This window comes from Bradyrhizobium sp. C-145 (genome assembly GCF_023375135.1).
GTDB lineage: Bacteria > Pseudomonadota > Alphaproteobacteria > Rhizobiales > Xanthobacteraceae > Bradyrhizobium > Bradyrhizobium zhanjiangense.
On record NZ_CP088150.1, the window covers coordinates 3,916,689 to 3,940,476 of the forward strand.

General features: G+C 64.6%; 22 protein-coding genes. 9 read left to right on the plus strand and 13 right to left on the minus strand.

Features of this window, described 5'->3' with window-relative positions; all coding sequences use genetic code 11:
- Positions 1 to 43 precede the first annotated feature (43 nt).
- Positions 44 to 601, plus strand: coding sequence for a hypothetical protein (locus tag LRP30_RS18115; RefSeq protein WP_249761242.1), 558 nt, complete (start codon positions 44 to 46; stop codon positions 599 to 601).
- Between the two features lie 45 nt (positions 602 to 646).
- Here the strand turns inward: LRP30_RS18115 and ppx are convergent, their stop codons facing one another.
- The 4 genes from ppx to LRP30_RS18135 form a co-directional block, all read right to left on the minus strand.
- A complete protein-coding gene (ppx, locus tag LRP30_RS18120) occupies positions 647 to 2,149 on the minus strand; it encodes an exopolyphosphatase (RefSeq protein WP_128934243.1) in 1,503 nt (500 codons plus the stop codon).
- Between the two features lie 15 nt (positions 2,150 to 2,164).
- Entirely contained in the window at positions 2,165 to 4,357 is a 2,193-nt protein-coding gene (locus LRP30_RS18125) for an RNA degradosome polyphosphate kinase (RefSeq protein WP_164939732.1), read from the minus strand.
- Between the two features lie 145 nt (positions 4,358 to 4,502).
- Positions 4,503 to 5,180: a DnaA/Hda family protein gene (locus tag LRP30_RS18130; protein ID WP_249761243.1), complete on the minus strand. Its 678-nt coding sequence runs from the start codon at positions 5,178 to 5,180 to the stop codon at positions 4,503 to 4,505.
- A 94-nt stretch (positions 5,181 to 5,274) separates the two neighbouring features.
- Entirely contained in the window at positions 5,275 to 5,817 is a 543-nt protein-coding gene (locus tag LRP30_RS18135; protein ID WP_128934241.1) for a CDP-alcohol phosphatidyltransferase family protein, read from the minus strand.
- A 154-nt stretch (positions 5,818 to 5,971) separates the two neighbouring features.
- Between LRP30_RS18135 and purM the strand changes: the two genes are divergently transcribed.
- Positions 5,972 to 7,045, plus strand: a complete 1,074-nt coding sequence (gene purM, locus LRP30_RS18140) for a phosphoribosylformylglycinamidine cyclo-ligase (RefSeq protein WP_249761244.1) — start codon at positions 5,972 to 5,974, stop codon at positions 7,043 to 7,045.
- Positions 7,045 to 7,698, plus strand: coding sequence for a phosphoribosylglycinamide formyltransferase (purN, locus tag LRP30_RS18145; protein ID WP_249761245.1), 654 nt, complete (start codon positions 7,045 to 7,047; stop codon positions 7,696 to 7,698). The genes purM and purN overlap by 1 nt, the downstream gene beginning before the upstream one ends.
- An 88-nt stretch (positions 7,699 to 7,786) precedes the next feature.
- Here purN and LRP30_RS18150 read toward each other — a convergent pair whose 3' ends face one another.
- Positions 7,787 to 7,993 (minus strand): cold-shock protein, encoded by a 207-nt coding sequence (locus LRP30_RS18150; protein ID WP_008551638.1) that lies wholly within the window; start codon positions 7,991 to 7,993, stop codon positions 7,787 to 7,789.
- Positions 7,994 to 8,373: 380 nt separating this feature from the next.
- Between LRP30_RS18150 and LRP30_RS18155 the strand changes: the two genes are divergently transcribed.
- Complete coding sequence (locus LRP30_RS18155) at positions 8,374 to 9,552, plus strand: autotransporter outer membrane beta-barrel domain-containing protein (protein ID WP_249761246.1); 1,179 nt, start codon at positions 8,374 to 8,376, stop codon at positions 9,550 to 9,552.
- 8 nt (positions 9,553 to 9,560) lie between these two features.
- On the opposite strand, the gene LRP30_RS18160 is transcribed toward LRP30_RS18155, so the two are convergent.
- On the minus strand, positions 9,561 to 10,601 hold the full coding sequence (locus LRP30_RS18160; protein ID WP_128941880.1) for a LysR family transcriptional regulator: 1,041 nt from the start codon (positions 10,599 to 10,601) through the stop codon (positions 9,561 to 9,563).
- A 77-nt stretch (positions 10,602 to 10,678) separates the two neighbouring features.
- Here LRP30_RS18160 and LRP30_RS18165 point away from each other — a divergent pair, with 77 nt between their 5' ends.
- The 3 genes from LRP30_RS18165 to LRP30_RS18175 are packed head-to-tail and all read left to right on the plus strand — an operon-like array spanning position 10,679 to position 12,486.
- Positions 10,679 to 11,290 carry a hypothetical protein gene (locus LRP30_RS18165; RefSeq protein WP_091892888.1) on the plus strand — a complete coding sequence of 204 codons (612 nt, stop codon included), beginning with the start codon at positions 10,679 to 10,681 and terminating at the stop codon, positions 11,288 to 11,290.
- Positions 11,277 to 11,897, plus strand: coding sequence for a GNAT family N-acetyltransferase (locus LRP30_RS18170; RefSeq protein WP_091892890.1), 621 nt, complete (start codon positions 11,277 to 11,279; stop codon positions 11,895 to 11,897). Before LRP30_RS18165 ends, LRP30_RS18170 begins: the two co-directional genes overlap by 14 nt.
- A 25-nt stretch (positions 11,898 to 11,922) precedes the next feature.
- Complete coding sequence (locus LRP30_RS18175; protein ID WP_128934234.1) at positions 11,923 to 12,486, plus strand: isochorismatase family protein; 564 nt, start codon at positions 11,923 to 11,925, stop codon at positions 12,484 to 12,486.
- Between the two features lie 35 nt (positions 12,487 to 12,521).
- On the opposite strand, the gene LRP30_RS18180 is transcribed toward LRP30_RS18175, so the two are convergent.
- Positions 12,522 to 12,797 (minus strand): hypothetical protein, encoded by a 276-nt coding sequence (locus LRP30_RS18180; protein WP_249762002.1) that lies wholly within the window; start codon positions 12,795 to 12,797, stop codon positions 12,522 to 12,524.
- A gap of 54 nt (positions 12,798 to 12,851) precedes the next feature.
- Between LRP30_RS18180 and LRP30_RS18185 the strand changes: the two genes are divergently transcribed.
- On the plus strand, positions 12,852 to 14,234 hold the full coding sequence (locus tag LRP30_RS18185) for an aspartate aminotransferase family protein (protein ID WP_249761247.1): 1,383 nt from the start codon (positions 12,852 to 12,854) through the stop codon (positions 14,232 to 14,234).
- A 216-nt stretch (positions 14,235 to 14,450) separates the two neighbouring features.
- On the opposite strand, the gene rnd is transcribed toward LRP30_RS18185, so the two are convergent.
- From rnd to LRP30_RS18215, 6 genes are all read right to left on the minus strand, one after another.
- Positions 14,451 to 15,599, minus strand: a complete 1,149-nt coding sequence (rnd, locus tag LRP30_RS18190; RefSeq protein ID WP_249761248.1) for a ribonuclease D — start codon at positions 15,597 to 15,599, stop codon at positions 14,451 to 14,453.
- 415 nt (positions 15,600 to 16,014) lie between these two features.
- On the minus strand, positions 16,015 to 17,349 hold the full coding sequence (locus LRP30_RS18195; protein WP_249761249.1) for an ABC transporter substrate-binding protein: 1,335 nt from the start codon (positions 17,347 to 17,349) through the stop codon (positions 16,015 to 16,017).
- An 11-nt stretch (positions 17,350 to 17,360) separates the two neighbouring features.
- Entirely contained in the window at positions 17,361 to 18,230 is an 870-nt protein-coding gene (locus tag LRP30_RS18200; protein WP_128934231.1) for a carbohydrate ABC transporter permease, read from the minus strand.
- The gene (locus LRP30_RS18205; RefSeq protein WP_164935066.1) at positions 18,227 to 19,177 is read right to left on the minus strand and encodes a sugar ABC transporter permease; all 951 of its coding nucleotides are present in this window, start codon (positions 19,175 to 19,177) and stop codon (positions 18,227 to 18,229) included. Before LRP30_RS18205 ends, LRP30_RS18200 begins: the two co-directional genes overlap by 4 nt.
- A gap of 1 nt (position 19,178) precedes the next feature.
- Entirely contained in the window at positions 19,179 to 20,027 is an 849-nt protein-coding gene (locus LRP30_RS18210) for a phosphodiesterase (protein ID WP_249761250.1), read from the minus strand.
- A gap of 287 nt (positions 20,028 to 20,314) precedes the next feature.
- Positions 20,315 to 21,793: a protein adenylyltransferase SelO gene (locus tag LRP30_RS18215; RefSeq protein WP_249761251.1), complete on the minus strand. Its 1,479-nt coding sequence runs from the start codon at positions 21,791 to 21,793 to the stop codon at positions 20,315 to 20,317.
- Positions 21,794 to 21,981: 188 nt separating this feature from the next.
- Here LRP30_RS18215 and aspS point away from each other — a divergent pair, with 188 nt between their 5' ends.
- Complete coding sequence (gene aspS, locus LRP30_RS18220) at positions 21,982 to 23,754, plus strand: aspartate--tRNA ligase (protein WP_128941888.1); 1,773 nt, start codon at positions 21,982 to 21,984, stop codon at positions 23,752 to 23,754.
- Positions 23,755 to 23,788: the final 34 nt, after the last annotated feature.

Here is a 23,788-nt window from a genome sequence, read left to right on the forward strand (position 1 = left end):
GCGTGTTGTAGCTTGCTACCGCCAGCGCGAACCCAGTGAGTTGATGTGCATCAAGCGCGGCTTGACTGCCGAGCATATTTTGAAGGGCCGGAATCGATCGCAGGTGCTGATCGCCAGGAGCATAGTCGTGAACTTGAGCAAACTCACTTGCACGCTGCTAAGCGCTGTCATTGCCTCGGTTGCTCTTGCGCAGCCAGCGCTTGCCCATAGCGGGACCGCGCAAGATCCCTGGAGCCCCGCGCACCTCGACATGCTCCCAGCCGAAATCCGCGCAGACGTGTGGAAATGGGATGCTGCCTGCGGGGGCTCAATAGCTGCCGCTCAACATTTTGCTCTCTATTTGACCGTGCCAGGCGCCGAGTTCGTCGCTCTGCATTTCGACGATTTTCGCTGCCGCAGCGGCGTCGTTCTCTGCAATTCCGCGGGCTGCCTGCACCAGGTGTATGTCGCGACAGCCGGTCGATACCGTCGGGTGCTCGCCGTGCACGCCTACGACGTCCGCCTGTCGTCTGCCAACAATCAGGCTTTCGTCGAACTCATGGATGTGAAAGGACGCAGCCGGACATTGCGCTGGAACGGAAGCCGCTTCGTCGCGAAGTAGAGGTCGGTGCGGACCGGCAACTATCCGCGTTTGATCTCGCGTGCCTCACCGCCGCACGATCGAGCCGGCGCGGTTGATCAGGCGGGCGAGTTGGCGGAAGCGGCTGCCGACGCGGTCGGCGACGAGATCGACGAGGCGGTGCTCGAACACCAGCATCAGCTTGCGGCCTTGATTGCGGAAATGCGTGGCGGGCAGCACACCCGGCCGCGCCGCCGAGATCAGGTGCGCGACGCGGAACGCTGCTCCCAAGAGGCGTGCACGTTCGAGCTGCGCCGGCGTCAGCAGGCTCTGCATGGTGGCCGGCGGCTGGTTTTCCTCGCTCAGGCCCGCGTAGCGATAGAACACCGACAGGCCGACGAAGGCGCGCTCGGTATGGGTGATTGCGCCGAAATTGCCGTTGACGACGAGGCTCAGCGTCTGCTCGCCACGATGATCAGGATGCACGCGCCAGCCGATGTCGGAGAGCAAGCACGCGGTGTGGCGCAGGCGGCGGTCCGCTTCGGTCTCGCGCAGCTTCACGACGCGCGCGAGGCGGTCGGTCCAGGCGATCAGCTCGCGGGCGTGCTTCGCCGAACGCGACAGCAGCTGGTTTAGCTCCTCTGCGGCGCAGATCAGCCCGTCCTCGTTGCGTTCGGAATCCGGCAGCTTCTCGTGCAGCAGGCCCTCGCGCACGCCGAAGGTCGAGAACACGATGGTTTTCGGCTTCGCCACCCGAATGATGTGCTCGAGCACCAGTGCCGCATAGGTGAGGAGCGGGCGGCGCGCATCAGCGACGATCTCGATGTCGGCCAGCATGTCGGCGGCCGCAAGCCGGCGCAGACGCCGCGAGAAGTCGAGCGCCTCGGCCGCCGGAATCGAATAGCCGTGCATCACCTGGAGCGGATAGCCGCTCTGGATGATGTGGATGCGCGCGAGCGCGCGCCAGGTGCCGCCGACCGCGTAGAAGGTGCGGCCGCTGCCCGCGGAAAGCTGCGGCACCTCGTCGAGCGCATCGCGCACGATGCGGTCGGCGCGCTTGAGCGATTTGTGCGCGAGGTCCTGGAGCGCGAGGCCACCGAGCGGCAGCGTCACGCCGCTGCGCACGCTGTTTCCGCGCACGTCGATCAGCTCGAGTGAGCCGCCGCCGAGATCGCCGACGATGCCGTCGGGATGATGGATGCCGGAGATCACGCCGAGCGCCGACAGCCGCGCTTCGCGCTGGCCCGACAGGATCTCGATCTTCACGGCGCAGATGCGCTCGGCCTTCGCGATGAAGTCGGGGCCGTTGGAGGCATCGCGGCAGGCGGCGGTCGCAATCGCGAATACGCGCCCGACCTGCATCACGCGGCACAGCGCGCGAAAACGCTTGAGGGAAGTCAGCGCCTTGTCGACGGCGTCGGGCGCGAGCAGGCCCGTGCTCTGCACCTCGCGTCCGAGGCCGCACAGCGTCTTCTCGTTGAAGATTGGAATGAGGCTGCGCGCCAGCGCCTCGTAGACGACGAGGCGGACCGAGTTGGAACCGATGTCGATGACTGCGACGCTCGCGCCGCGCTTACGCGGCTGCTTCACGTCGAGAATCCGGGATCAGGATTGGTGACGTTCGTTCCGGCGCGTGAGACGGCGCGGCGAGGATTCTTTGAGCGACTTTCCACGGCCAGAGAGACTCGGATTTGTCATGAAGTAGTTGTGGACGTTGAAAGGCTCCTCGCCCTTCGCGGCCTTCATACGCGTTGAGGACCCGTCCGGCAACAATTGCCAGCTCTGCTCATTGTCCTTCAGATTCGCGACCATGATCTGTTCGAGAACCTGCTGATGCACAGTGGGATTTTGCAGCGGACACAGCACCTCGACGCGGCGGTCGAGGTTGCGCGGCATCATGTCGGCCGAGGAGATATACACAGCCGCTTTCGCACTCGGCAGGCCCTGGCCCATGCCGAAGCAGTAGATTCGGCCGTGTTCCAGGAAGCGTCCGATGATCGACTTGACGCGGATGTTCTCCGACAGGCCGGGAATTCCGGGCCTGAGGCAGCAGATGCCGCGCACCACCAACTCGACCTGGACGCCGGCTTGCGAGGCCTCGTAGAGCGCGTCGATGATGTCGGGGTCGACAAGCGCATTCATCTTCATCCAGACCGCGCCGTGCCGGCCGTGCCGTGCATGCGCGGTCTCGCCCTGGATGTGCTCGATGATGCGCTTGCGCAAGGTCAATGGCGACACCGCCATCTTCTCCAGATCGCTCGGCGCGGCATAGCCAGTGATGAAATTGAACACGCGCGCCGCGTCTCGGCCGATGGTCGGATCCGAGGTGAAGTAGGAGAGGTCGGTGTAGATGCGCGCGGTCACCGAGTGATAGTTGCCGGTGCCGGTATGGACGTAGGTCGTGAGGCTGCCGCCCTCGCGGCGCACCACCATCGAGAGCTTTGCATGCGTCTTCAGTTCGAGGAAGCCGTAGACGACTTGCACGCCGGCGCGTTCGAGGTCGCGTGCCCAGCGGATGTTGGCCTCTTCGTCGAATCGCGCCTTCAGCTCGATCAGCGCGGTGACCGACTTGCCGGCCTCGGCGGCCTCGGCCAGTGCACGCACGATCGGTGAGTTCTGCGAGGTGCGGTAGAGCGTCTGCTTGATCGCGACAACATCTGGGTCGCGCGCGGCCTGCTGCAGGAACTGCACCACCACGTCGAAGGATTCGTAGGGGTGATGGACAATGAGGTCCTTCTGCCGGATCGCAGCGAAGATGTCGCCGGCATGCTCGCGCACCCGCTCGGGATGGCGCGGCACGTAAGGGGTGAATTCGAGGTCGGGACGGTCGATGCGGGTGAGCTGCGAAAGCTCGTTCATGGCGAGCACGCCGTCGACCAGGAACACCTCGTCATCGGCGGCCGACAATGCGTGCTGCACGAAGCTCCGCAATTCCTCGGGCATTTTGGCGTCGATCTCGAGCCGGATCACGGAGCCGCGGCGGCGACGCTTCAGCGCGGTCTCGAACAGGCGGACCAAGTCTTCCGCCTCTTCCTCGATTTCGAGCTCGGAGTCGCGGATGATTCGGAAGGCGCCCTGGCCGTGCAAATTGTATCCGGGGAAGAGGCGGTTGATGAACAGGGCGGTCGCCTGTTCCAGCGAAATCAGCCGGACGGCCTTGCCCTCGGCTGGTAGGCGGATGAAGCGATCGATCTTGCCGGGCATGCGGATCAGCGCGTTCATCTGCTTGCCGTCGGCGGCGCGCGTGAGCTGGAGCGCGATGGTGAAGCCGAGGCTTGGAATGAACGGGAAAGGGTGGGCCGGATCGATTGCGAGCGGCGTCAGCAGCGGGAACACGTTGTTGAGGAAGTAGTCCTCGATCCAGGTCCGCTCCGCCTTGGTGACGTCCTTGCCCTCAACCAGCACGATGCCGACATCGGCGAGCGTGCCGCGCAGGTCGCGCCAGATCGCCTGCTGGTCGGAGGCAAGCTCGGAGACGGTGCGGTTGATCAGCGCGAGCTGCTCCGACGGCGTCAGGCCATCGGGGGCGCGCTCGGCAATGCCCTCGCGCACCTGGGCCTTGATGCCGGCCACGCGGACCATGAAGAACTCGTCGAGGTTATTCGCTGAAATCGACAGGAATCGTACCCGCTCCAGCATGGGGTGGCTGGGATTGACCGATTCCTCCAGGACGCGGCGATTGAAATGCAGCCAGGACAGCTCGCGGTTGATGAATCGCTCGGGGCTGGAAGCGATCGCCGGCAGGCCCTCGGTTTCCGGAGCTTTTTCTTTGATTTCAAGGGCTTGCGCTGAGTCCATGAGAAGTCGATCCATCCAGTTCACCCCAATTTGCGACTTACGCGCAAAACCGGCGGGAGCATGTGTTAGAGCGATGACGTTTCGATGACATTGATGTTCCGCCGCTCCGCCGCGTCAAGCGGCCTCGGAGGCGAGCGGGGTCCGGTCAGGCATCCCGAAGCAGCTCGGCGGCCAGCGCCCGGGTGACGGGGCGCCCAAGTCGCAGGGCCTCGCTGTCGAGCAATTCCACAGCCCGCCGGGCGGCGGCCGAGGACCGCTCCAGGCGGGTGGCAAGGTAGCTGACCACGCTCTCATCCACCGTGAGCTGGCGGTCGGCGCAGAATTTGACGATCAGGCCACGGAAAAGCTGGTCGTCGGGCGGCAGCAGCGCGACCACCGGCACGGCGCGCAGGCGCGAGCGCAGGTCGCGAAGCTCGATCTCGAGCGATGCCGGGACCTCGCGTCCGGTGAAGAGGACGTAGGCGCCATCCTCACGGGCGAGGTTCATCAGGTGGAAGAGGGCACGCTCGTCAAATTCTTTCGCCTTGAGATCCTCGACCACTAGCGCCCCGGTGGCGAGCGCGCCCGGAACCGCTGCGGCGGTCAGGGCATTGGCCGTGGTCGAGCGGGCGCCAGCCTCCTCGGCCCAGATCGCGGCGAGATGGCTCTTGCCGCTGCCTTCGGGGCCGGCCAGCCACATAATCCGGTTCGGCCATTCCGGCCAGGCGTCGATCAGGCCGAGGCCGGCCACGTTGGCGGGGCCCTCGAGGAAATTGTCCCGACTGAGGCTTTCCGCATGCGGAAGCGAAAACGCCAATTGTCGGGGATGAACGCGGCCTGCCACGCTTGCCTTGCTCCATGCCGGCGCGCCGGCCTCGTTGGAAAAGATTCGACTTGATCGGAGCGGGAGTTGGCCTTTTGCGGGGCCGCATCCCAACTCATTTGGCCTCGATCGTGCTCATGTGCCGCAGCCACTCGACGAGATAGAGCGACACGGACGAGAGCGTGAAGACCGTGACGAGGCCCATCAGGATCATATCATAAGGGGCCGGCTTGAAGCCGAAGGCAAGCGCGGCCAGCACCAAGGCCGCGAACGCCACTTGGGCCACAGTGTTGAGCTTGGACACCTTCGAGGGCTTCATCTCGACCGGCCGGTCGAACAGCCAGGATACGATCACGGCGGCGACGATCATGATGTCGCGCGAGACCACGAGGATGACGATCCAGCGCGGAATCGCCCCCCAGATGCCGAGCGCCATGTAGATCGAGACCAGCAGCGCCTTGTCGGCGAGCGGATCGAGCAGGGCGCCGAGCTCGCTCGTCATGTTGAAGCGCTTGGCCAGGAAGCCGTCGACGGCGTCGCTGATACCGGCGATCAGGAAGACCGCGAACGCCACCTCCATTTGGCTCGACACGATGGCCCAGACGATGATCGGGACCAGCATGATGCGGCCCAGGGTAATGATGTTCGGAATACTCACGCGGCGCTTCCCGGCACCCGGATTGACCTCAGATCCGGCCCCCTCGGAGGCTGAACCGGTTGATATCTACATAGTATAGGGCGGGGCGCCATGCGAGCCATTGCGCGTCCCCGGAATTCGACGTAACCAGCCGCAAACCCACTGGAAATCGGGCATGACCGACCGCAAAAACGGCCTCACTTACGCCGATTCAGGCGTCGATATCGACGCCGGCAACCGCCTCGTCGACCTGATCAAGCCGATGGTGCGCGCCACCGCACGGCCCGGCGCCGACGCCGAGATCGGCGGTTTCGGCGGCCTGTTCGACCTCAAGGCGGCCGGTTTCAAGGACCCCGTGCTGGTTGCCGCGACCGACGGCGTCGGCACCAAGGTCAAGATCGCGATCGAGACCGGCCTGCATGGCGGCATCGGCATCGACCTCGTCGCCATGAGCGTTAACGACCTCGTGGTTCAGGGCGCCGAGCCACTGTTCTTCCTGGACTATTTTGCCTGCGGCAAGCTCGATCCCGAGGCCACCGCCGCGATCGTCGCCGGCGTTGCGGAGGGCTGCCGCGAATCCGGCTGCGCCCTGATCGGCGGCGAAACGGCCGAGATGCCCGGCCTCTACAAGGACGGCGACTACGATCTCGGCGGCTTTGCCGTCGGCGCCGCCGAGCGCGGCACGCTGCTGCCGCGCAAGGACATCGCGGCGGGCGACGCCGTGATCGGACTCGCCTCGTCGGGCGTGCACTCCAACGGCTTCTCGCTGGTGCGCAAGATCGTGGAACAATCCGGTCTCGGCTTCGAGGCGCAAGCGCCTTTCGCGCCGGTGATGACGCTGGGCGGCGCGCTACTGACGCCGACGCGGCTCTACGTCAAATCCTGCCTGCGCGCGATCCGCGAGACTGGCGCGGTGAAGGGGCTCGCCCACATCACCGGCGGCGGTTTCACCGACAACATTCCGCGCGTGCTGCCGAAGCACCTCGGCGTCGGCATCGACCTTGCACAGCTGCCGGTGCTGCCGGTGTTCAAATGGCTGGCCGCGCAGGCCGGCATCGCCGAGCTGGAAATGCTGCGCACCTTCAATTGCGGCATCGGCATGATCGCGATCGTCGAGCCTGACCAGGTCGACAAGGTGGTCAAGGTCTTGACCGATGCCGGCGAGACCGTGGCGCAGCTCGGCACCGTGATCCCGGCCGAAGGCGAGCACCGCGTCGTCTATAACGGCCACCTCGACCTGGCGCTGTGATGAAGCGCCGCGTCGCCATCCTGATCTCTGGCCGCGGCTCCAACATGGCTGCGCTGATCAAGGCAGCGGCTGCCGCGGATTTTCCGGCAGAGATTTCGCTGGTCATCTCGAACAAGGCCGATGCACTGGGGCTCGAACGGGCGAGGGCGAGCGGCGTGACAACGGAGGTGATCGAGAGCAAGCCGTTCGGCAAGGACCGCGCAGGTTTCGAGAAGGTGCTGCAGGCCGCGCTGGACCGGCACGGCATCGAGCTGATTTGTCTGGGCGGCTTCATGCGCCTGTTCACGGCGGAGTTCACCAAGGCCTGGTACGGGCGGATGCTCAACATCCATCCCTCGCTGCTGCCATCCTTCCCCGGCCTCGACCCGCACGGCCAGGCCTTGCGTGCCGGCGTCAAGCTGTCCGGTGCGACGGTGCACTTCGTGATCCCGGAGACCGATGCCGGCCCGATCGTGATGCAAGGCGCCGTGCCCGTCAGCGACAACGATACGTCGGACACGCTCTCGGAGCGCATCCTCGAAGTCGAGCACCGCATCTATCCCGAGGCGCTGCGGCTGCTCGCGGCCGACAAGGTCCGGATCGAGGGCGAGGTGTGCAAGACGGCCGGCAGCGGACCGTGGGAGAATTTTTTGGTTTCGCCGGTGGTGAGCTGAAGCGACGTTGCTTTTGACTTTCCAAACAAAATCCCCCGGCAGAGCCGGGGGCAACGTCATGATCTCTCGCGCGTAGCTTTGAGAGAAATCAGGAGACCTTGAGGTTCTCCGCGGATGATTTGCCGCGGTTCTCCACGAGGTCGTATTCAACCACCTGGTTCTCGTTGAGGGTCGAGAGTCCGGCGCGCTCGACGGCGGAGATGTGGACGAACACGTCCTTGTCGCCGCCGTTCGGCTTGATGAACCCATAGCCCTTGGTCGGGTTGAACCATTTGACGGTGCCCTTTTGCGGCATCGCTAGTCTCCTCCACTAGATAGAAAAAAGACGCGGCCGCTTTTTCGCGTGCCACGCCACAAACGGGCTTCCGGAAGTCTGTTCGAGTCTTGAGTCTTAATGTCGCGAAACGCACAGCCGAGCGGCCAATTCCGATTGTGGTCAATATTGCAACATGAAAAGCGCGCGTTAGCAAGCAGGACGCGAATTTCAAGATCGCACCGGACGCGCCCAAGTGCAATTTTCGACCTGTGGCCGGGGAACCACAATCAGGAGCAATCCCCCTCGTCGGGAGGCGTCAGCTGGTTGACCCTCCGTAACAGTTCGGCGCAAATCACCTCATGCGTGCGCCGCTCCTGTTGCATTTTTGCGCGCCGCCATTTGCTTTGGGATTTGTCGTCATGCGCTGCACCGTGCAGCCACCAGGGACACGGCAGACGATCGGGCTGAACCGCGTCCGCCGGGTCGCGGCAGCGGTCGCGACGACCTTTGCCCTTATGACGTTTGCGTTCATCGTGACGGTGTCGGCGGCGACGCCCGTCCTCGCGCAAAGTCCGACGCCGACGCCCACGCCGACCCCGACACCCACGCCGTCTCCGACCCCGGTCCCGATGCCGACCTCGACCAACTACGACCAGTCGGCCGGCAACAGCACGCTCAATCTCGGCTCAGGTTTCCTGGAGCGCCTCGGCAACCAGGCATCGAGCGGCATCAACCGGGCATCCCGGACCAATCCCGGCGGCGGCGGCGCATCGGCGAGCACCGAAGATCCGCGCTACCGCACCTGGTTCGAGGGCTACGGCATCTCGGTCCGCACCGATGCGCAGGGAGACTTCCTCGGCGACAAGCGCAAGACCTTTGGCGGCGTCGCCGGCATCGGCGCGCGGCTCGCACCCGGCGTCAATATCGGCTTTTCTGTCGACCAGAGCCACACCGACATCGACGTGCCGCTGGCGCTCCAGTCGGCGACACTCGACCTGACCCAAATCGGCCTCAACGGCTCCATCGACAAGGGGCCCTGGACTTGGGCCTTTGCGGTGGTGCACGGATTCGGCAAGGTCCGTTCCAGCCGCGACACCGGCTTTGGCGTTGCGAACGCGGGCTATCGCGCCGCGGTCGACGGTGCGCTGACCGAGATCAGCTATTACTGGACCAAGGACCAGATGCGCATCGTGCCCAAGGGCGCGCTGGAATATGTGCGCGCCACCAGCGCGGCGTTCCAGGAGGCCGGCGGCCTTGATCCGCTCAACGTCGGCGCGACGGCGCTGTCGCGCGCGCGCGTCATGATCGGGGCCGAGATCGGCCGCTACTTCATCATCGACCAGAAAATCCTCGACCTGTCCGCCTACGGCAAGTTCGTCGACAATTTCCACCAGGACCTCGGATCGGTCCAGGTCAGCCTGGGGACCCAGAGCATCGTCGTCCCCGGCATCGGCGAGAGCCGCTACGGCATGGATGCCGGCGCCTCGGCCTCGCTCAGCCTGACCAGCGTCGCGCGGCTCTACGTCAATTACGACGGCAAGTTCCGCAACGAGCTCACCTCGCACCAGGGCACAGTCGGCTTCGAATACAAATGGTGAGCTGAAACTTACGCCGGCGTTGCCGCGGCATAGCCCGTCAGCCCAAAACCCTCGCGCGCGGCCGTCATCATCGGCACCAGCGCGTTCGGATGGATGAACTCGTCGCGGAAGCAGGGATAGGTCTTGGGATCGAAGATCTTCTTCAGCCAGTCGACCACGATCTTGTGCCGCTCGGAGGTGCGGAACTCCTTGTGATAGGTGAGCCAGAGATCGGCGTGGTGGCTGACGCCGAGATCGACGGCAACGAGCGGCGCACCGAGCGCGATCGACACCGTCGGCAGGAAGCCGATGCCGGCGCCGCGCTCGACGGCATAGAGCACGCCGACCGAGGAGTTGGTCTTGATCCCGACGACGCCTTCCAGCGACTTCAGCCCGAGCACGCGGGCGTAGGCGCCGTCATCGACCTGCGGCGCGCTCTGCTTGATGATGCGGTGGTTCTTGAGTTCGGCGAGCGTTGCCGGCACGCCGTAGAGATCCTCGTACTCCTTGGAGACGAACGGATAGATGTGCAGCCGGCCCAGCTTGGCGACGATCAGATCCGGATTGGTCGGTGGCTCGAGCTGGATCGCGATGTCGGATTCAAGCCGCGCGACGTCGGCCTGCTCCATCGCGCAGCGCAGATCGACCGTGATCCTGCGATAGGTCTTCTGGAAATCGATCAACCGCGGCAGGATCCAGAAATTGCCGGGTCCTTCCGTCACCGCGACGCGCACGGTGCCAGCGGTGTCGTTCGACGAACGCGCGGCGCGACGGAAGACGTTGAAGGCGTGACGCTCCATATGCGCGACGTCGGCGATCATCGCGGTGCCTTCGTCGCTGAGCGTGAGTCCGCTCTGGTCGCGCAGGAACAGCTTGCAGCCGATGCTCTCTTCGAGCCGGTCGATCCGGCGCATCAAGGTGGTGGACGTGAGGCCGAGCTCTTCGGCCGCGTTGCGAAAACTTTTATATTTTGCGCACGCTAAAAACAGCTTCAAATCGTCCCAGGACGCACCCAGGACTTCTTCACGGTGCTGCATCATCGCAGCACCCCGGTGCAATAACTGCTGCATACTCTTGGTCCCCAACCGCTAAGCTCGTCCTCATAGCGGGGTACGAAAGTCGCAAACGATAGAGGGGCGATCTCGGTATGGAAAGAGGCTCGTTTGCCGCAAGGCATGATTTCGACGCGCTGCCGCTGAGCCCGGACGTGGACGTCCGTTGCGCGCAATTTTCCGAAATCGCCGCGCTTTCGGAAATGGCGCATCGCCTGGTGCCGGGCGTGCAGATCGGTTCAGCAGAGCTTGCAAGATATTTCACCTTCGATCCTCAGAGCATCCTGACTTTCAGCCGGAAGGGCCGTCTGCTCGGCGGCATGGCCTTCCTGTTCCTCAATGATCGCGGGCACGATGCGCTGCTGCTCGACGAGATCTGCCTCACCGCGCCCGAGACGCGCTATCTCGCGTCCGCGAAAGACGACGTCGCGGCCATCTACATCTGGGCGATCGCGACGACGGGGCGCGGTATCGCCGGTCTCGGCAAGGCCGCGGCTCATCTGCGACAGCTAAGGTTTCGCGGTGCCGATTGCTATGCGCAGCCATCAACCGTGGCCGGACGCGACATCATGAAGGCGACCGGCTTTGTGCCTGTCCCAAGCTTCCAACCCGACCTCTGGTGCTACGAGCGCCCCTGGCATCGCCAGCCGATGCGAATGCCGGGTGCGATCATCCAAGCAAGGAGTTTTGCAGATGCACGGTACTAGAATTCCTCTCGCCAAGCCCGACTCCCGCGCCATCACCATCCGCCTTGCGCGCGATCCCAGCGATCTGATGTTGGTCACCGCGATCCGCTCTGCGGTCTATCTCGCCGAGCAGGATTGTCCGTTCGAGGAGGAGTTCGACGGCAACGACATGGTGGCCGCGCATTTCATCGGCTTCGTCGGCAACGAGCCCGCGGGCTGCCTGCGGGTGCGCTTCTTCGGCGATTTCGCCAAGGTGGAGCGGCTTGCGGTGCGTCACCAGTACCGGCGCTCGCGCGTCTCGTTCAAACTGGTGCAGGCAAGCGTCGACTATGTGAAGCGCAAGGGCTTCCGCAAGATCTACGGCCAGGCGCAGGACCGGCTGGTCGATTTCTGGGCCCATTTCGGCGCCAAGCCGCTCGGCCACAACCGCAAGATCACCTTCTCGGATTTCTCCTACACGGAGATGCTGCTGGAGATCGAGCCGGGGCCGGACGCCATCACGCTGGACAGCGATCCCTATGTGATCATCCGGCCCGAAGGCGATTGGGACCGGCCGGGCGTGCTGGATGCCTCGGCGGGGCGGGCGGTGACTTCGCCGCTGCGGGATCTCGCGCTCGCCGACCGTTGAAACAGGTGCAGCTGCGCGCAAGACAATGCCGGTTTCCATCCACGATGATCCGCCGATCCTGATCTGCGCGGACCTCCAGGTCGAATATCTGACCCCTGGGCGCCGCCACGTCATCCTCGACGGAGATGCCGCCACCGAGCGCTGCCTGGAACTGCTGACGCTGTGGCGCAGCAATCTCTGGCCGGTGATGCATTTGAAGCGCATCGCGCAGGCGGCCTGGTTCAATCCGGCATCCAGGCTGACCGATTGGATCGGGGAGGCGAAGCCGCGTCCGGGAGAAATGACGTTCGAGCATCCGCTGCCGTCGGCCTACAGCTCGTCGCGGTTTGTGGACTACATGTCCAATATCCACAATGTGCGCTGCGTGCTGGCCGGCTTTTCCCTGGACGAGACCATCCTGGCCACCGCCGTGGACGGATTTCACCGCAGCCATCGCTACGAGGTGGTCGCCGACGCCGTGGCCTGCCGGCAGCCGGGCACCGGCGATGCCGCCGCCTACAAGCGTGCAGTAGTGAATGTCATCGGGAATTTTGCTACGATCCATTCCAGCGCCGAACTGATCAGAACCAGCGGCGCCGTTGCGGTGTAGGCGGCCGCGATCGGCGGGTGGGGGTCGAAACATTGTCACGGGGAGAACAGCTCAAGGAGCTGGCAAGCGATTTGTCGCGTGCCGTCGAGACGGCCCGCCGCGTCGGCTTGCCCACGACGGTCTATCTGCTCTCGATGGCGCTCGTTGAGGTGAGGGAGGCCGCCGCCGCTGACGATGGGGATGACGACGACGCGGCTTGAGAGCTGCCCGATCCCCGATATGCTGCTTTGTGCAACGCTGCTGAGTGCTTGCTGCCGACGAATTGGCGTTGCAAGCTTTGTCTCATCGCAATAGCCAAGTGGCTTGATCATCAAGTGATGACGCTGGCTGTGCCGGCGACGTCACGACTTTAGGGATCCCTGCAAATGTCCATGCTGCCGAATTCGCCAGAGGCCCGGGATGTGGCCTACCAGCTCCATCCCTACACCAACGCGCGCACCCATCAGCAGGCCGGTCCCCTCGTGATTGAGCGCGGCGAGGGTCCCTACGTGTTCGATGCCGCGGGCAAGCGCTATTTCGAGGCGATGGCAGGCTTGTGGAGCGTCGGGCTCGGCTTCAACGAGAAGCGTCTCGTCGATGCCGCACACAAGCAGATGCAGGCGCTGCCATTCTATCATACATTCTCGGCCAAATCGCACGGGCCCTCGATCGACCTCGCCGAGAAGCTGGTCGCACTCGCGCCGGTGCCGATGAGCAAGGTGTTCTTCACCAATTCCGGCTCGGAAGCGAACGATACCGTCCTGAAGCTGATCGCCTATCGCTCCAACGCGCTTGGCCAGCCTCAGCGCAAGAAGGTGATCAGCCGCCTGCGCGCCTATCACGGCGTCACCATCGCCTCGGCCAGCCTCACGGGCCTGCCGAACAATCACCGCTCGTTCGACCTGCCGCTGCCGAACATCCTGCACACGGGCTCGCCGCATTTCTACAAGGACGGCGCGCCGGGCGAGAGCGAGGAGGCGTTCGCGACGCGCCGGGCCGAGGAGCTCGACGCGCTGATCCAGAAGGAGGGCCCGGATACGATCGCGGCCTTCTTCGGCGAGCCGGTGATGGGGGCGGGCGGCGTCATCGTTCCGCCGGCGACCTATTGGGACAAGATCCAGAAGGTCTTGAAGAAGTACGACATTCTGCTGGTCGCCGACGAGGTGATCTGCGGCTTCGGCCGTACCGGCAAGATGTTCGGCTGCGAGACCTATGGCATTAAGCCGGACGCGATGGTGGTCTCCAAGCAGATCACCTCGAGCTATTTCCCGCTGTCGGCGATCATGCTGAACGACCGCATGTTCGAGCCGATCGCTGACGAGAGCAACAAGATCGGTGTGCTCGGCCACGGCTTCACCGCGGGCGGCCATCCCGTCGGCTCGGCGATTGCGCTGGAGAATTTGAAGATCATCGAGGAGCGCGGTCTGGTCGCGCATGCCGCCGAACTGGGGAGCTACATGCAGGGCAAGCTGCGCGAGCTCGCCAGCCATCCGCTGGTCGGCGAGGTCCGCGGCGTCGGCATGATCGCCGCCCTCGAGCTCGTGCTCGACAAGGGGCGCAAGACGGCAGCCGCTACGCCCGGCGCTGTCGGCGGCATCGCAAGCCGCATGCTTCAGGAGCGCGGCGTGATCTCGCGCAACATGTTCGATGCCATCGCCATCTGCCCGCCGCTGATCGCCACCAAGGCCCAGATCGACGAGCTGGTCGCGGCGATCTCGGGTGTGCTGGAGGACATGAAGGGGGAGGTGGCGAAGCTGACGCCGGGGTAGGATCGAGTCTGTCAGTGTGGCCGAAGCAGCCAGCCACATCCACCGGTGTCGTCCTGGCGAAAGCCAGGACCCATACCGCGTGATCTATCGATCGGGGTTCGTAGAAGTACCGAATGGCGAATCTTCGCCAAACTCCTCCCAGGGGGGTAATGGGTCCCGGCCCCCCGTGCGCAATTGCGCACTAGGCCGGGACGACACTGAGGGGAGGGCGCGGGCCTACGCCCGCTGCACCCCGACCACGCGGCCCTTTTCGATCGCGAGCGCCAGCTCGCCGCGCTTGAGCTTCAGCGCGGCATCGCCGAACAGCTCGCGGCGCCAGCCGCGCAGGGCCGGCACGTCGGCCTCGTCACTGGCTGCAATCTCCTCGAGATGGTCGACGGTGGCGATCACCTTGCTGGCGACTGCATGGCGCTCCGCGGTCATGCGCAGCAGCACCTTCAACAGCTCGACGATGGCGGCGCCATTAGAGTTGTTGCGCGGCTTCTCCAGCTTCGGCAGCGTCGAGAAATCCCGCGCCAGCCCGCGCTCGACCGCGGCGACGATGTCCGCGCCCCATTTGGATTTCTCAAACCCCTTCGGCACCGAGCGCAGATGGGCGAGCTTCTCCAGCGTGGTCGGCGCATGCGTTGCGATGTCGCTGATCGCTTCATCGCGCAGCACGCGACCGCGCGGCACGTCGCGGCTCTGCGCCTCCTGCTCGCGCCAGGCCGCGACCTCCATCAGTACCGCGAGGTCCTTCGGCTTGCGCACCCGGGTCTTCAGCCGCTCCCAGGCGCGCTCGGGGTGGAAGTCGTAGGTCCTAGGCGAGGTCAAAACCTCCATCTCGATGGAGACCCATTCGCTGCGGCGGCGCTTCTTCAGGTCGGCGTCAAGCGCGGCGAACACGTCGCGCAGGTGGGTGACGTCTGATACCGCGTAGTGCATCTGCTCCTTGGTGAGCGGCCGGCGCGACCAGTCGGTGAAGCGGTGAGTCTTGTCCGGGCGGTGACCGGTGACCTTCTCGACCAACTGGTCATAGGCGATGCTGTCGCCATAGCCGAGCACCATGGCCGCGACCTGGGTGTCGAACACCGGATGCGGGATGATGCCGGCCTGGTGCCAGATGATCTCGATGTCCTGGCGGGCGGCGTGGAAGACCTTCAGCACGCCTTCGTTGCCCATCAGCTCGAAGAACGGTTTGAGGTCGATGTCCTCGGCCAGGGCGTCGATGACGACGGCTTCCTCGGCGCTGGCCATCTGCACCACGCACAACAGCGGGTAATAGGTGGTTTCGCGCAGAAACTCGGTATCGACGGTTATGACGGGGTGCTTGGCCAGCCGGCTGCAGGCAGCCGCGAGGTCAGCAGTGGTGGTAATCAAATCCATGAACGGCCCATGACGAGATCATCAGCCGTTCTGCCGAAAGTGCAGTGATGTCAAGGGGCTCGATGCGAATTCAAGTCTTGCATTTGGGCCGAAATCGCATTTTTCCGACAAAAATCCTATTCGTAGCGGACCCGCTGCGAGGATTTCCGGGCGCACGGCAGCGCCACCACGAGCACGCACATGGCGACCAGAGCCAGTCCCAGGAACTCGAAAACCAACAGATCCACGACGAAACCCCTCAGAAACATTGCTAAATTTGTCGGGGGTGCGTTGAGGGTCTGTTAATTCCAATGGTTACCGGCGGCGGGGCCGGGCGAATGGTGGACGGCAGGTTAACGGGCAGCGGCCGTCCAAACGAATTCGGCGCCCCGCATGACGGAGCGCCGAAGTTTGTTTGCGCAATGAGTTGCCGGCGTTACGGCAGTTTCAGCGACGTCTCCGCGTTGTAGGGCTTGAGCGTCTCGTCGGCGGCCTTCTGGGCGGCGGTGAGGGCATCCTTCGGCTGCTTCTTGCCGTTGAGGACCAGCATCACCTCGTCCTCGAGGTTCTTGCGCACCGGCACGGTCTTGTAGGTCGCGAACCAGGGCTTTGCGACGTCGAGCTGCTCGACGGCGGTCTTGGCGTCCGGGTTCTTGTTCAGGAAGTCGACCATGTCGGGCGTCTTGTAGGCGGCCATGTTGGGCGCGAAATAGCCGGTGGCGCGGCTCCACCAGGCGCTCTTCTCGGGCGAAGTCATCCACTTGATCAGGGTCCAGGCGGCCTTCTGCTTGTCGGCTTCGAGGCCGGCCGGAATGATCAGCGAGGCGCCGCCGATCGGCACCGCGTTGCGGACGTTGCGCGGGATGAAGGCGACCTTGTAGTTGAATTTGGCGTTGTCGCGCACATAGGTGAGCGAGCCCGTGGACAGCATCATCATCGCGGCGTTGCCGGAGATGAAGGAGGTGCTGACGGCAGGTCCAGGCGTAGCGCCGGGCGGATGCACCTTGTGCTTGGCGATGAGGTCGTTCCACCAGGTGAGCGCACCCAGCATCGAGGGCGTGTCGTAATAGACCTCGCCGCCGAACTCCTCGTTGTAGTAGCGCCCGCCATTGGACATGGTGAGCGTTTCCATCATCCAGCCGCAATAGTCGTAGGCGCAGGGGATCGCAATGCCCCATTGGGTGACCTTGTCGCCCTCGCGCTTGGTGAGCTTCTTGGCCCAGTCGGTGAGCTCGGCCCAGGTCTGCGGCGGCTTGCTCGGATCAAGGCTCGCTTCCTTGGCCTTGTCGGCGTTGATGTAGAGCAGCGGCGTCGAATTGTGGAAGGGCACGCCATAGACCGAGCGGTTGATCACCGCGTTGCCCTGTAGCGCCGGGAAGAACTGGCCCAAGAACTTTTCCTTGGTGGTGCCGTCGGCGGCGATCAGAGAATCCAGATTGGTGAGCTCGTTCTCGATCTGCATGTCGAGCAGGAAGTTGGCCGACATGATCACGGCTGACGGCGGCTTGCCGGCCTTGATCGCGGCGCGCGTCTTGATCAGCGTGTCGTCGTAGGAGCCGGTGTAGACGGCGGTTGCCTTGACCTCGGGATGGGTCTCGTTGAACTCCTTGATCAAGGTCCCCATGTCGCGGGCGAGCTTGCCGTCGACGGGGACGGGGAAGAACAAATCGATCTCGGTCGGGCCTTCGCCGGCGAGAGCCGGAAAGGCGAGGGCGCCGGCCATCGTGCCTGCAATGGCAAGGCCGAGCATGAGCCTGCGGGATAACAGCATCGGAAAATCTCCTATTTGATGCCTGAGGTGACGAAAGAGCTGATGAAGCGCTTCTGGAAGATCAGGAAGGTGACGAGCAGCGGTGCGATCACCATCAGCGTGCCCGCGGCGATGGTGCCCCAGGCCTGGGTGCCCTCGGCCGTCTTGGTGAAGACGGAGAGCCCGACCGTGAGCGGCCGCTTGTCCGGCGAGTTGATCACCATCAGCGGCCACAGGAAGTCATTCCAATGGCTGGTCACGGAGATGATGGCGAAGGCCGAAAAGCTCGGCAGCGACAGCGGCACGTAGATGTGGCGGATGCGCTGAAACAGACCCGCGCCGTCGATCAGCGCGGCGTCCTCCAGCTCGGTCGGAATAGCCTCGAACGCTTGCCGCATCAGGAAGGTGCCGAAGGCCGAGGCAAAGAACGGCATCATCACGCCGGTGAGCGTGTCGTAGAGGCCGAGCTGCGCGATCAGGCTCAAATTGGGCACGATCAGCAGCACCGGCACCAGCATCAGCTGCATCAGAAACAGGTAGAAGATCAGCGTCTTGCCGGCGAAGGCGAGCCGCGCGAAGGCAAAGCCCGCCAGCGTGATCGTGACGAACTGCACCAGCAGTATGCCGGTGCAGATGATGGTGGTGTTGAGGGTGTAGCGCGGGAAGTCGCCGATCTCCCAGGCATCCCTGATGTTGTCGAGCGTCGGCTTCAGGCTCGGCATCAGCTCGGCCATCAGGTTGATGCCGTCGGAAGCCGGGCGCAGGGTCGCCACGCCCATCCAGAGGAACGGGATCAGCCAGACCAGCGCGAGCAGCACGGTCAGCACGAAGCCGAGCTTTGGCGTGATCTCGCGGCGCGTGGCGAGCGGAGCATCCCTAAACAGACGGTCGATCAGATTCATGGCCCGCCCTCGCGGTTCGCTAGCGTGCGGAACGAAAGCGCGGTGAGGCCCATCAACGCGGCCAGCGTCAGCAGCGTCGCCGCCGAGGCCTTGCCGACGTCGTAATGCTCGACCGCCTGCTGGTAGATGTAGAACAGCACGAGATTGGTCGAGTTGGACGGGCCACCCTGGGTCAGGACGAAGACGTGGTCGACTTGCGTCACCGCATTGAGCGTCGCGATCACGGTGACGAACAGGAAGGTGGGCTTGAGCTCCGGCAGGATGATGTAGCGCAGGCGTTGGAACGGACCGGCGCCATCGAGATGGGCGGCCTCCGTGACGTCCTCCGGCACCGCCTGCAGGCCGGCGAGGAAGAACAGCATGTAATAGCCGGCGTTCTTCCAGATCGTGATCACCATGATCGCTGACAGCGCGATGTCGGGGTCACCCAGCCAGTTCGGCAGCACCGGAAGCAACCGGCCGATGTAGTAGTCGAGCAGGCCGACATTGGGCAGGAAGATGAACAGGAACAGCGCGGATGCTGCCACCATCGGGATCAGCACCGGCAGGAACAGCGCGGCGCGAAGTGCGCTGGTCACCGCGTTGGTGCGCGCGAGCGCCAGCGCGAACAAGAGCGCGAGGCCGATGCTCGGGATCGCCGTGCCGACGGCATAGATGAGATTGTTGACGACCGCGCCGGTGAAGGCGGGGTCGGCAAGCACCGCGCTGACATTGTCGAGGCCGACGAAGCGGACGGGCGCTTTCGGCGTCGTGCGCTGATAGAGCGCATCGATGAACACGCGCCCCATCGCGCCATAGGTGAACAGCGCGAGGAAGATCAGCGAGGGCAGCAGCAGCAGATAGGCCGGTAGCGATGCCTTGAAGCCGGCGGCGAAGCGCTTCAGGACGTGCAGGCGCGGTGCCGCCGAGGTCGCGACCGGGAGAGCCGCGGGTTCGGCGAGGCTCATCTCACCGCGCCGCAAACTTGAGCGCATAGTCGCGGCCGTCGATTCCCGCAGGCGGGTCGAAGGGGAAGCGCAGACTGGTGTCGAGGAAGTCGTGGCTGTGCACGACCAGGTTCTCATCGTCGATCAGCACCACGCCATAGGCCGGCGGTTCGTGGCTCGCCAGATGCGGCGCGTTGGCATTGAGCTCGAACCAGACCTGATGGTTGGTGCCGCGTAGCGTCGAGAACGGGATCTTGCCGTAGCTGCCGAAGATCGGCCGGTGCACATGGCCGAAGAAGAGGTGGCGGATGCGGCTGCGATATGGCGCGATCACCTCGGCGAATTCGCCGCGCTGCTTCAGCGCGATCTCGTCCATCGCGAGCACGCCGACCGGGAAGGGCGGATGATGCATGAAGACGACGAACGGCATGTCAGCGGGCGCTGCGGCCAGCGTGCTTTCGAGCCAGCCGAAGCGCTTGTCGCACATCTCGCCGGCGTGGCTGGTCTCGTCCAGCGTGTCGAGGAAGACGAACAGGCCGTGCTCGGTGGTGCGCGTCCCCTGAACGAAGCCATTCTGATCGCGCGGCGCGGACCGAAGACCGTCGAGGCAGGCCACTCGCTTGTCGTGATTGCCGACCATGGCGATGTAAGGCATCTTCAGCGCGGCCATCGCGTCTGCGAAATTGGCGTATGATTCAGGCTCGCCCCAATGGGTGAGGTCGCCGGTCACGACCGCGAAGGCCGCATCGGACTGATGCTTGTTGATGTCGGCGATGGCGGCATCGAGACGGGCGCGCGGGTCGAGGCCGTAGAGCTTCAGCCCGGGATTCGCGAGATGCGTGTCGGTGAGGTGGATGAATTTGAAGGGCATGGCGCGCGTGTCAGGTCTCTGGGAGGACGGTCGCCTCCGGCAAGACGGCCCGCCAGCCGGTTAGAGTGAGAGTGTTTCAGTTTGATGACAGTGGTTGCCGACGCGGCAAATTGTTGGGCAGAACGGCGAGTGCGGTCAACGGGGTCGTCTCGCGTTGCGGCATCGAGCCTGTCGCAGTGCGCAGAGTGGAACGAGCGCAGGCAAATCCATCAGCATCGCGAGTGCAGAGATGGTTGAGGCGCCGAGGAAGATGGGTGCGCTGCGCTCTACCCATCCAACGGCATTTCTCACGTCCCGCAGAACGTCTGCAACACCCGCTGGTCCGGCAGCGGCGGATCGGCGTAGGCGGCGTAGTCCGGCTGGTCGTCGAACGGCTTGGCCAGCACCTTCACCAATTCCTCGAACGGAGCATAGTCGTCGTCGTTGACTGCGGCCTGGATCACGGCTTCGACGCGATGGTTGCGCGGGATGAAGACCGGGTTGACGGCGTGCATGGCGGCTTTCCGTTCGGCCGCGGTCTGCGGCTCCAGGGCAATGCGCTCGCGCCAGCGCTTGGCCCAGTCGTCGAAAGCCGAGGGATCCATGAACTGCGCGCGGACGTCGGAGGCGCCGGCTTCATCCCCCGCGGCGTCGCCGAGCTTGCGGAAGGTGAGGGTGAAGTCGGCCTGGTTCTTGGCCATGGCATCGAGCAGGTCCTGGATCAGGGCGTCGTCGCTGTCGCGCTCCGTGAACAGGCCGACCTTCTTGCGCAGGCCGGCCTGATAGGCCGCACTGAAGGTCTCGGCGAAGGCGCCGAGAATGTCCTGGGCTTCGGCGACTGCTTTCTCCTGATCGTCGGAGAACAGCGGCAGCAGGCATTCGGCGAGCCGGGTCAGATTCCACAGGCCGATGCGCGGCTGGTTGGCATAGGCGTAGCGGCCCATCTCATCGATCGAGGAGAACACCTGCACTGGGTTATAGGCATCCATGAAGGCGCAGGGGCCGTAATCGATGGTCTCGCCGGAGATGGACGTGTTGTCGGTGTTCATCACGCCGTGGATGAAGCCGACCAAAAGCCAGCGCGCGACCAGATCGGCCTGGCGCGCGACAACGTTTGCGAGCAGGGCGTGGTAGGGCCGCTCGACATGCAGCAGCTCGGGATAATGGCGGGTGATCACGTGGTCGGCGAGCCGGCGGATCGCCTCGGTGTCGCGGCGGACGGCAAAGAACTGGAAGGTGCCGACGCGGATATGGCTGGAGGCGATGCGCGTCAGCACCGCGCCGGGCAGCGCGGTCTCGCGGATGACGTGCTCGCCGGTGACGACGGCGGCGAGCGAGCGCGTGGTCGGGATGCCCAACGCGAACATCGCTTCACTGACGATGTATTCCCGCAGGACCGGCCCGAGCGCGGCGCGGCCATCGCCGCGGCGAGAGAACGGGGTGGGGCCGCTTCCCTTGAGCTGGATGTCGCGGCGGACGCCGTCCTTGTCGATGACCTCGCCGAGCAGGATGGCGCGGCCGTCGCCAAGCTGGGGCACGAAATGCCCGAACTGGTGGCCGGCATAGGCCATGGCGATGGGATCGGCGCCGGCGGGAACCGCCTTGCCGGCCAGAATTTCGGCGCCTTCCGGGGTCTCCAGCGCATCCGGATCGAGCCCGAGCTGGACCGCCAGCGGCCGGTTCAGCTTGATCAGCCGGGGCGCCGCCACAGGGGTCGGCGCGACGCGGGCGAAGAAGCTGTCCGGCAGCGCCGAATAGGAGTTCTGGAAGGGGAAATGGACCGTCATGGCCTCAAGATAGGGCTGGAACGCCTGATGGCAAAGGCTCGGCCCTTGAAAATGGACCCATCTGGCCCAAAACAGCGCGTTCCCTTGGTTGCCGCCTTGGGCCTCGTCGGGTAAACCCTGCCGCAACTTCGGACCGGCCGTTACAGGCCGTCCGATTCGCTTCCTCCGACATTGATTTTGGGACGACCATGCATCGCTACCGGTCACATACATGCGGCGCGCTCCGCGAGAGCAACATCGGCGAGACGGTTCGCCTCTCGGGCTGGGTCCATCGCGTTCGCGACCATGGCGGCGTGCTGTTCATCGATCTGCGCGACCATTACGGCCTGACCCAGTGCGTGGTCGACCCGGACTCGCCGGCTTTCTCGCTGGCCGAGAAGCTGCGCTCGGAATTCGTGGTGCGGATGGACGGCAAGGCCCGGCGTCGCCCCGAAGGCACCGACAATGACGATCTGCCGACCGGCAAGGTCGAGGTCTACATCAGCGAGATCGAGGTGCTGGGCCCGGCCGGCGACCTGCCTCTGCCGGTGTTCGGCGACCAGGAATATCCCGAGGACATCCGCCTGAAGTACCGCTTCCTCGATCTGCGCCGCGAGAAGCTGCATCAGAACATCATGACCCGCATCGAAATTATCAAGTCGATGCGCAGGCGCATGGAGGGGCAGGGCTTCTTCGAGTTCAACACGCCGATCCTGACCGCGTCCTCGCCGGAAGGCGCGCGCGACTTCCTGGTGCCCTCGCGCATTCATCCCGGCAAGTTCTACGCGCTGCCGCAGGCACCGCAGCAGTACAAGCAGCTGCTGATGATGTCGGGCTTCGATCGCTACTTCCAGATCGCGCCGTGCTTCCGCGACGAGGATCCGCGCGCCGACCGTCTGCCCGGCGAGTTCTATCAGCTCGACGTCGAGATGAGCTTTGTCACGCAGGAAGACGTGTTCGCGGCGATGGAGCCTGTCATCACCGGCGTGTTCGAGGAGTTCGCGAGAGGAAAGCCGGTGACGAAGGGCTGGCGCCGGATTCCCTTCGCCGAGGCACTGCGCAAATACGGCAGCGACAAGCCGGACCTGCGCAATCCCATCGAGATGCAGGACGTCTCCGAGCATTTCCGCGGCTCCGGCTTCAAGGTCTTTGCGCGCATGCTCGAAGACCCCAAGAACCAGGTCTGGGCGATCCCGGCGCCGGGCGGCGGCAGCCGCGCGTTCTGCGACCGCATGAACTCGTGGGCGCAAGGAGAGGGCCAGCCCGGCCTCGGCTACATCATGTGGCGTGAGGGCGGCGAGGGGGCCGGTCCGCTCGCGAACAACATTGGTCCTGAGCGCACTGCCGCGATCCGCGCGCAGCTCGGCGTGAAGGAGGGCGATGCCGCCTTCTTCGTCGCCGGCGATCCCGACAAGTTCTGGAAGTTCTCCGGTTTGGCCCGCAACAAGGTCGGCGAGGAGTTGAACCTCACCGACAAGGAGCGGTTCGAGCTCGCCTGGGTCGTCGACTTCCCGATGTACGAGTACAACGAGGACGATAAGAAGGTCGACTTCTCGCACAACCCGTTCTCGATGCCGCAGGGCGGCCTCGAGGCGCTAAAGGGACAGGATCCGCTGACCATCAAGGCGTTCCAGTACGACATCACCTGCAACGGCTACGAGATCGCCTCGGGCGGCATCCGCAACCACGTGCCGGAAGCGATGGTGAAGGCGTTCGAGATCGCCGGCTATGGTGAGCAGGAAGTGGTCGACCGCTTCGGCGGCATGTACCGCGCCTTCCAGTACGGCGCCCCGCCGCATGGCGGCATGGCCGCGGGTGTCGACCGCATCGTGATGCTGCTGTGCGGCACCACGAATTTGCGCGAGATCTCGCTGTTCCCGATGAACCAGCAGGCCATGGACCTCCTGATGGGCGCGCCGTCGGAAGCCACCACCAAGCAGCTCCGCGAGCTGCACGTGCGGGTGAACCTGCCGCAGAAGTGAGGCTCTTCGCCTCTCCCCGCACGCGGGGGAGAGG

Excerpts from the sequence above, each read along its gene's own strand:
- LRP30_RS18115 (WP_249761242.1), top strand. The coding sequence starts at position 44 with ATGTGCATCAAGCGCGGCTTGACTGCCGAGCATATTTTGAAGGGCCGG.
- LRP30_RS18125 (WP_164939732.1), bottom strand. The coding sequence starts at position 4,357 with ATGGACTCAGCGCAAGCCCTTGAAATCAAAGAAAAAGCTCCGGAAACC.
- purM (WP_249761244.1), top strand. The coding sequence starts at position 5,972 with ATGACCGACCGCAAAAACGGCCTCACTTACGCCGATTCAGGCGTCGAT.
- purN (WP_249761245.1), top strand. The coding sequence starts at position 7,045 with ATGAAGCGCCGCGTCGCCATCCTGATCTCTGGCCGCGGCTCCAACATG.
- LRP30_RS18150 (WP_008551638.1), bottom strand. The coding sequence starts at position 7,993 with ATGCCGCAAAAGGGCACCGTCAAATGGTTCAACCCGACCAAGGGCTAT.
- LRP30_RS18155 (WP_249761246.1), top strand. The coding sequence starts at position 8,374 with ATGCGCTGCACCGTGCAGCCACCAGGGACACGGCAGACGATCGGGCTG.
- LRP30_RS18160 (WP_128941880.1), bottom strand. The coding sequence starts at position 10,601 with ATGCAGCAGTTATTGCACCGGGGTGCTGCGATGATGCAGCACCGTGAA.
- LRP30_RS18165 (WP_091892888.1), top strand. The coding sequence starts at position 10,679 with ATGGAAAGAGGCTCGTTTGCCGCAAGGCATGATTTCGACGCGCTGCCG.
- LRP30_RS18170 (WP_091892890.1), top strand. The coding sequence starts at position 11,277 with ATGCACGGTACTAGAATTCCTCTCGCCAAGCCCGACTCCCGCGCCATC.
- LRP30_RS18175 (WP_128934234.1), top strand. The coding sequence starts at position 11,923 with ATGCCGGTTTCCATCCACGATGATCCGCCGATCCTGATCTGCGCGGAC.
- LRP30_RS18180 (WP_249762002.1), bottom strand. The coding sequence starts at position 12,797 with ATGATCAAGCCACTTGGCTATTGCGATGAGACAAAGCTTGCAACGCCA.
- LRP30_RS18185 (WP_249761247.1), top strand. The coding sequence starts at position 12,852 with ATGTCCATGCTGCCGAATTCGCCAGAGGCCCGGGATGTGGCCTACCAG.
- rnd (WP_249761248.1), bottom strand. The coding sequence starts at position 15,599 with ATGGATTTGATTACCACCACTGCTGACCTCGCGGCTGCCTGCAGCCGG.
- LRP30_RS18195 (WP_249761249.1), bottom strand. The coding sequence starts at position 17,349 with ATGCTGTTATCCCGCAGGCTCATGCTCGGCCTTGCCATTGCAGGCACG.
- LRP30_RS18200 (WP_128934231.1), bottom strand. The coding sequence starts at position 18,230 with ATGAATCTGATCGACCGTCTGTTTAGGGATGCTCCGCTCGCCACGCGC.
- LRP30_RS18205 (WP_164935066.1), bottom strand. The coding sequence starts at position 19,177 with ATGAGCCTCGCCGAACCCGCGGCTCTCCCGGTCGCGACCTCGGCGGCA.
- LRP30_RS18210 (WP_249761250.1), bottom strand. The coding sequence starts at position 20,027 with ATGCCCTTCAAATTCATCCACCTCACCGACACGCATCTCGCGAATCCC.
- LRP30_RS18215 (WP_249761251.1), bottom strand. The coding sequence starts at position 21,793 with ATGACGGTCCATTTCCCCTTCCAGAACTCCTATTCGGCGCTGCCGGAC.
- aspS (WP_128941888.1), top strand. The coding sequence starts at position 21,982 with ATGCATCGCTACCGGTCACATACATGCGGCGCGCTCCGCGAGAGCAAC.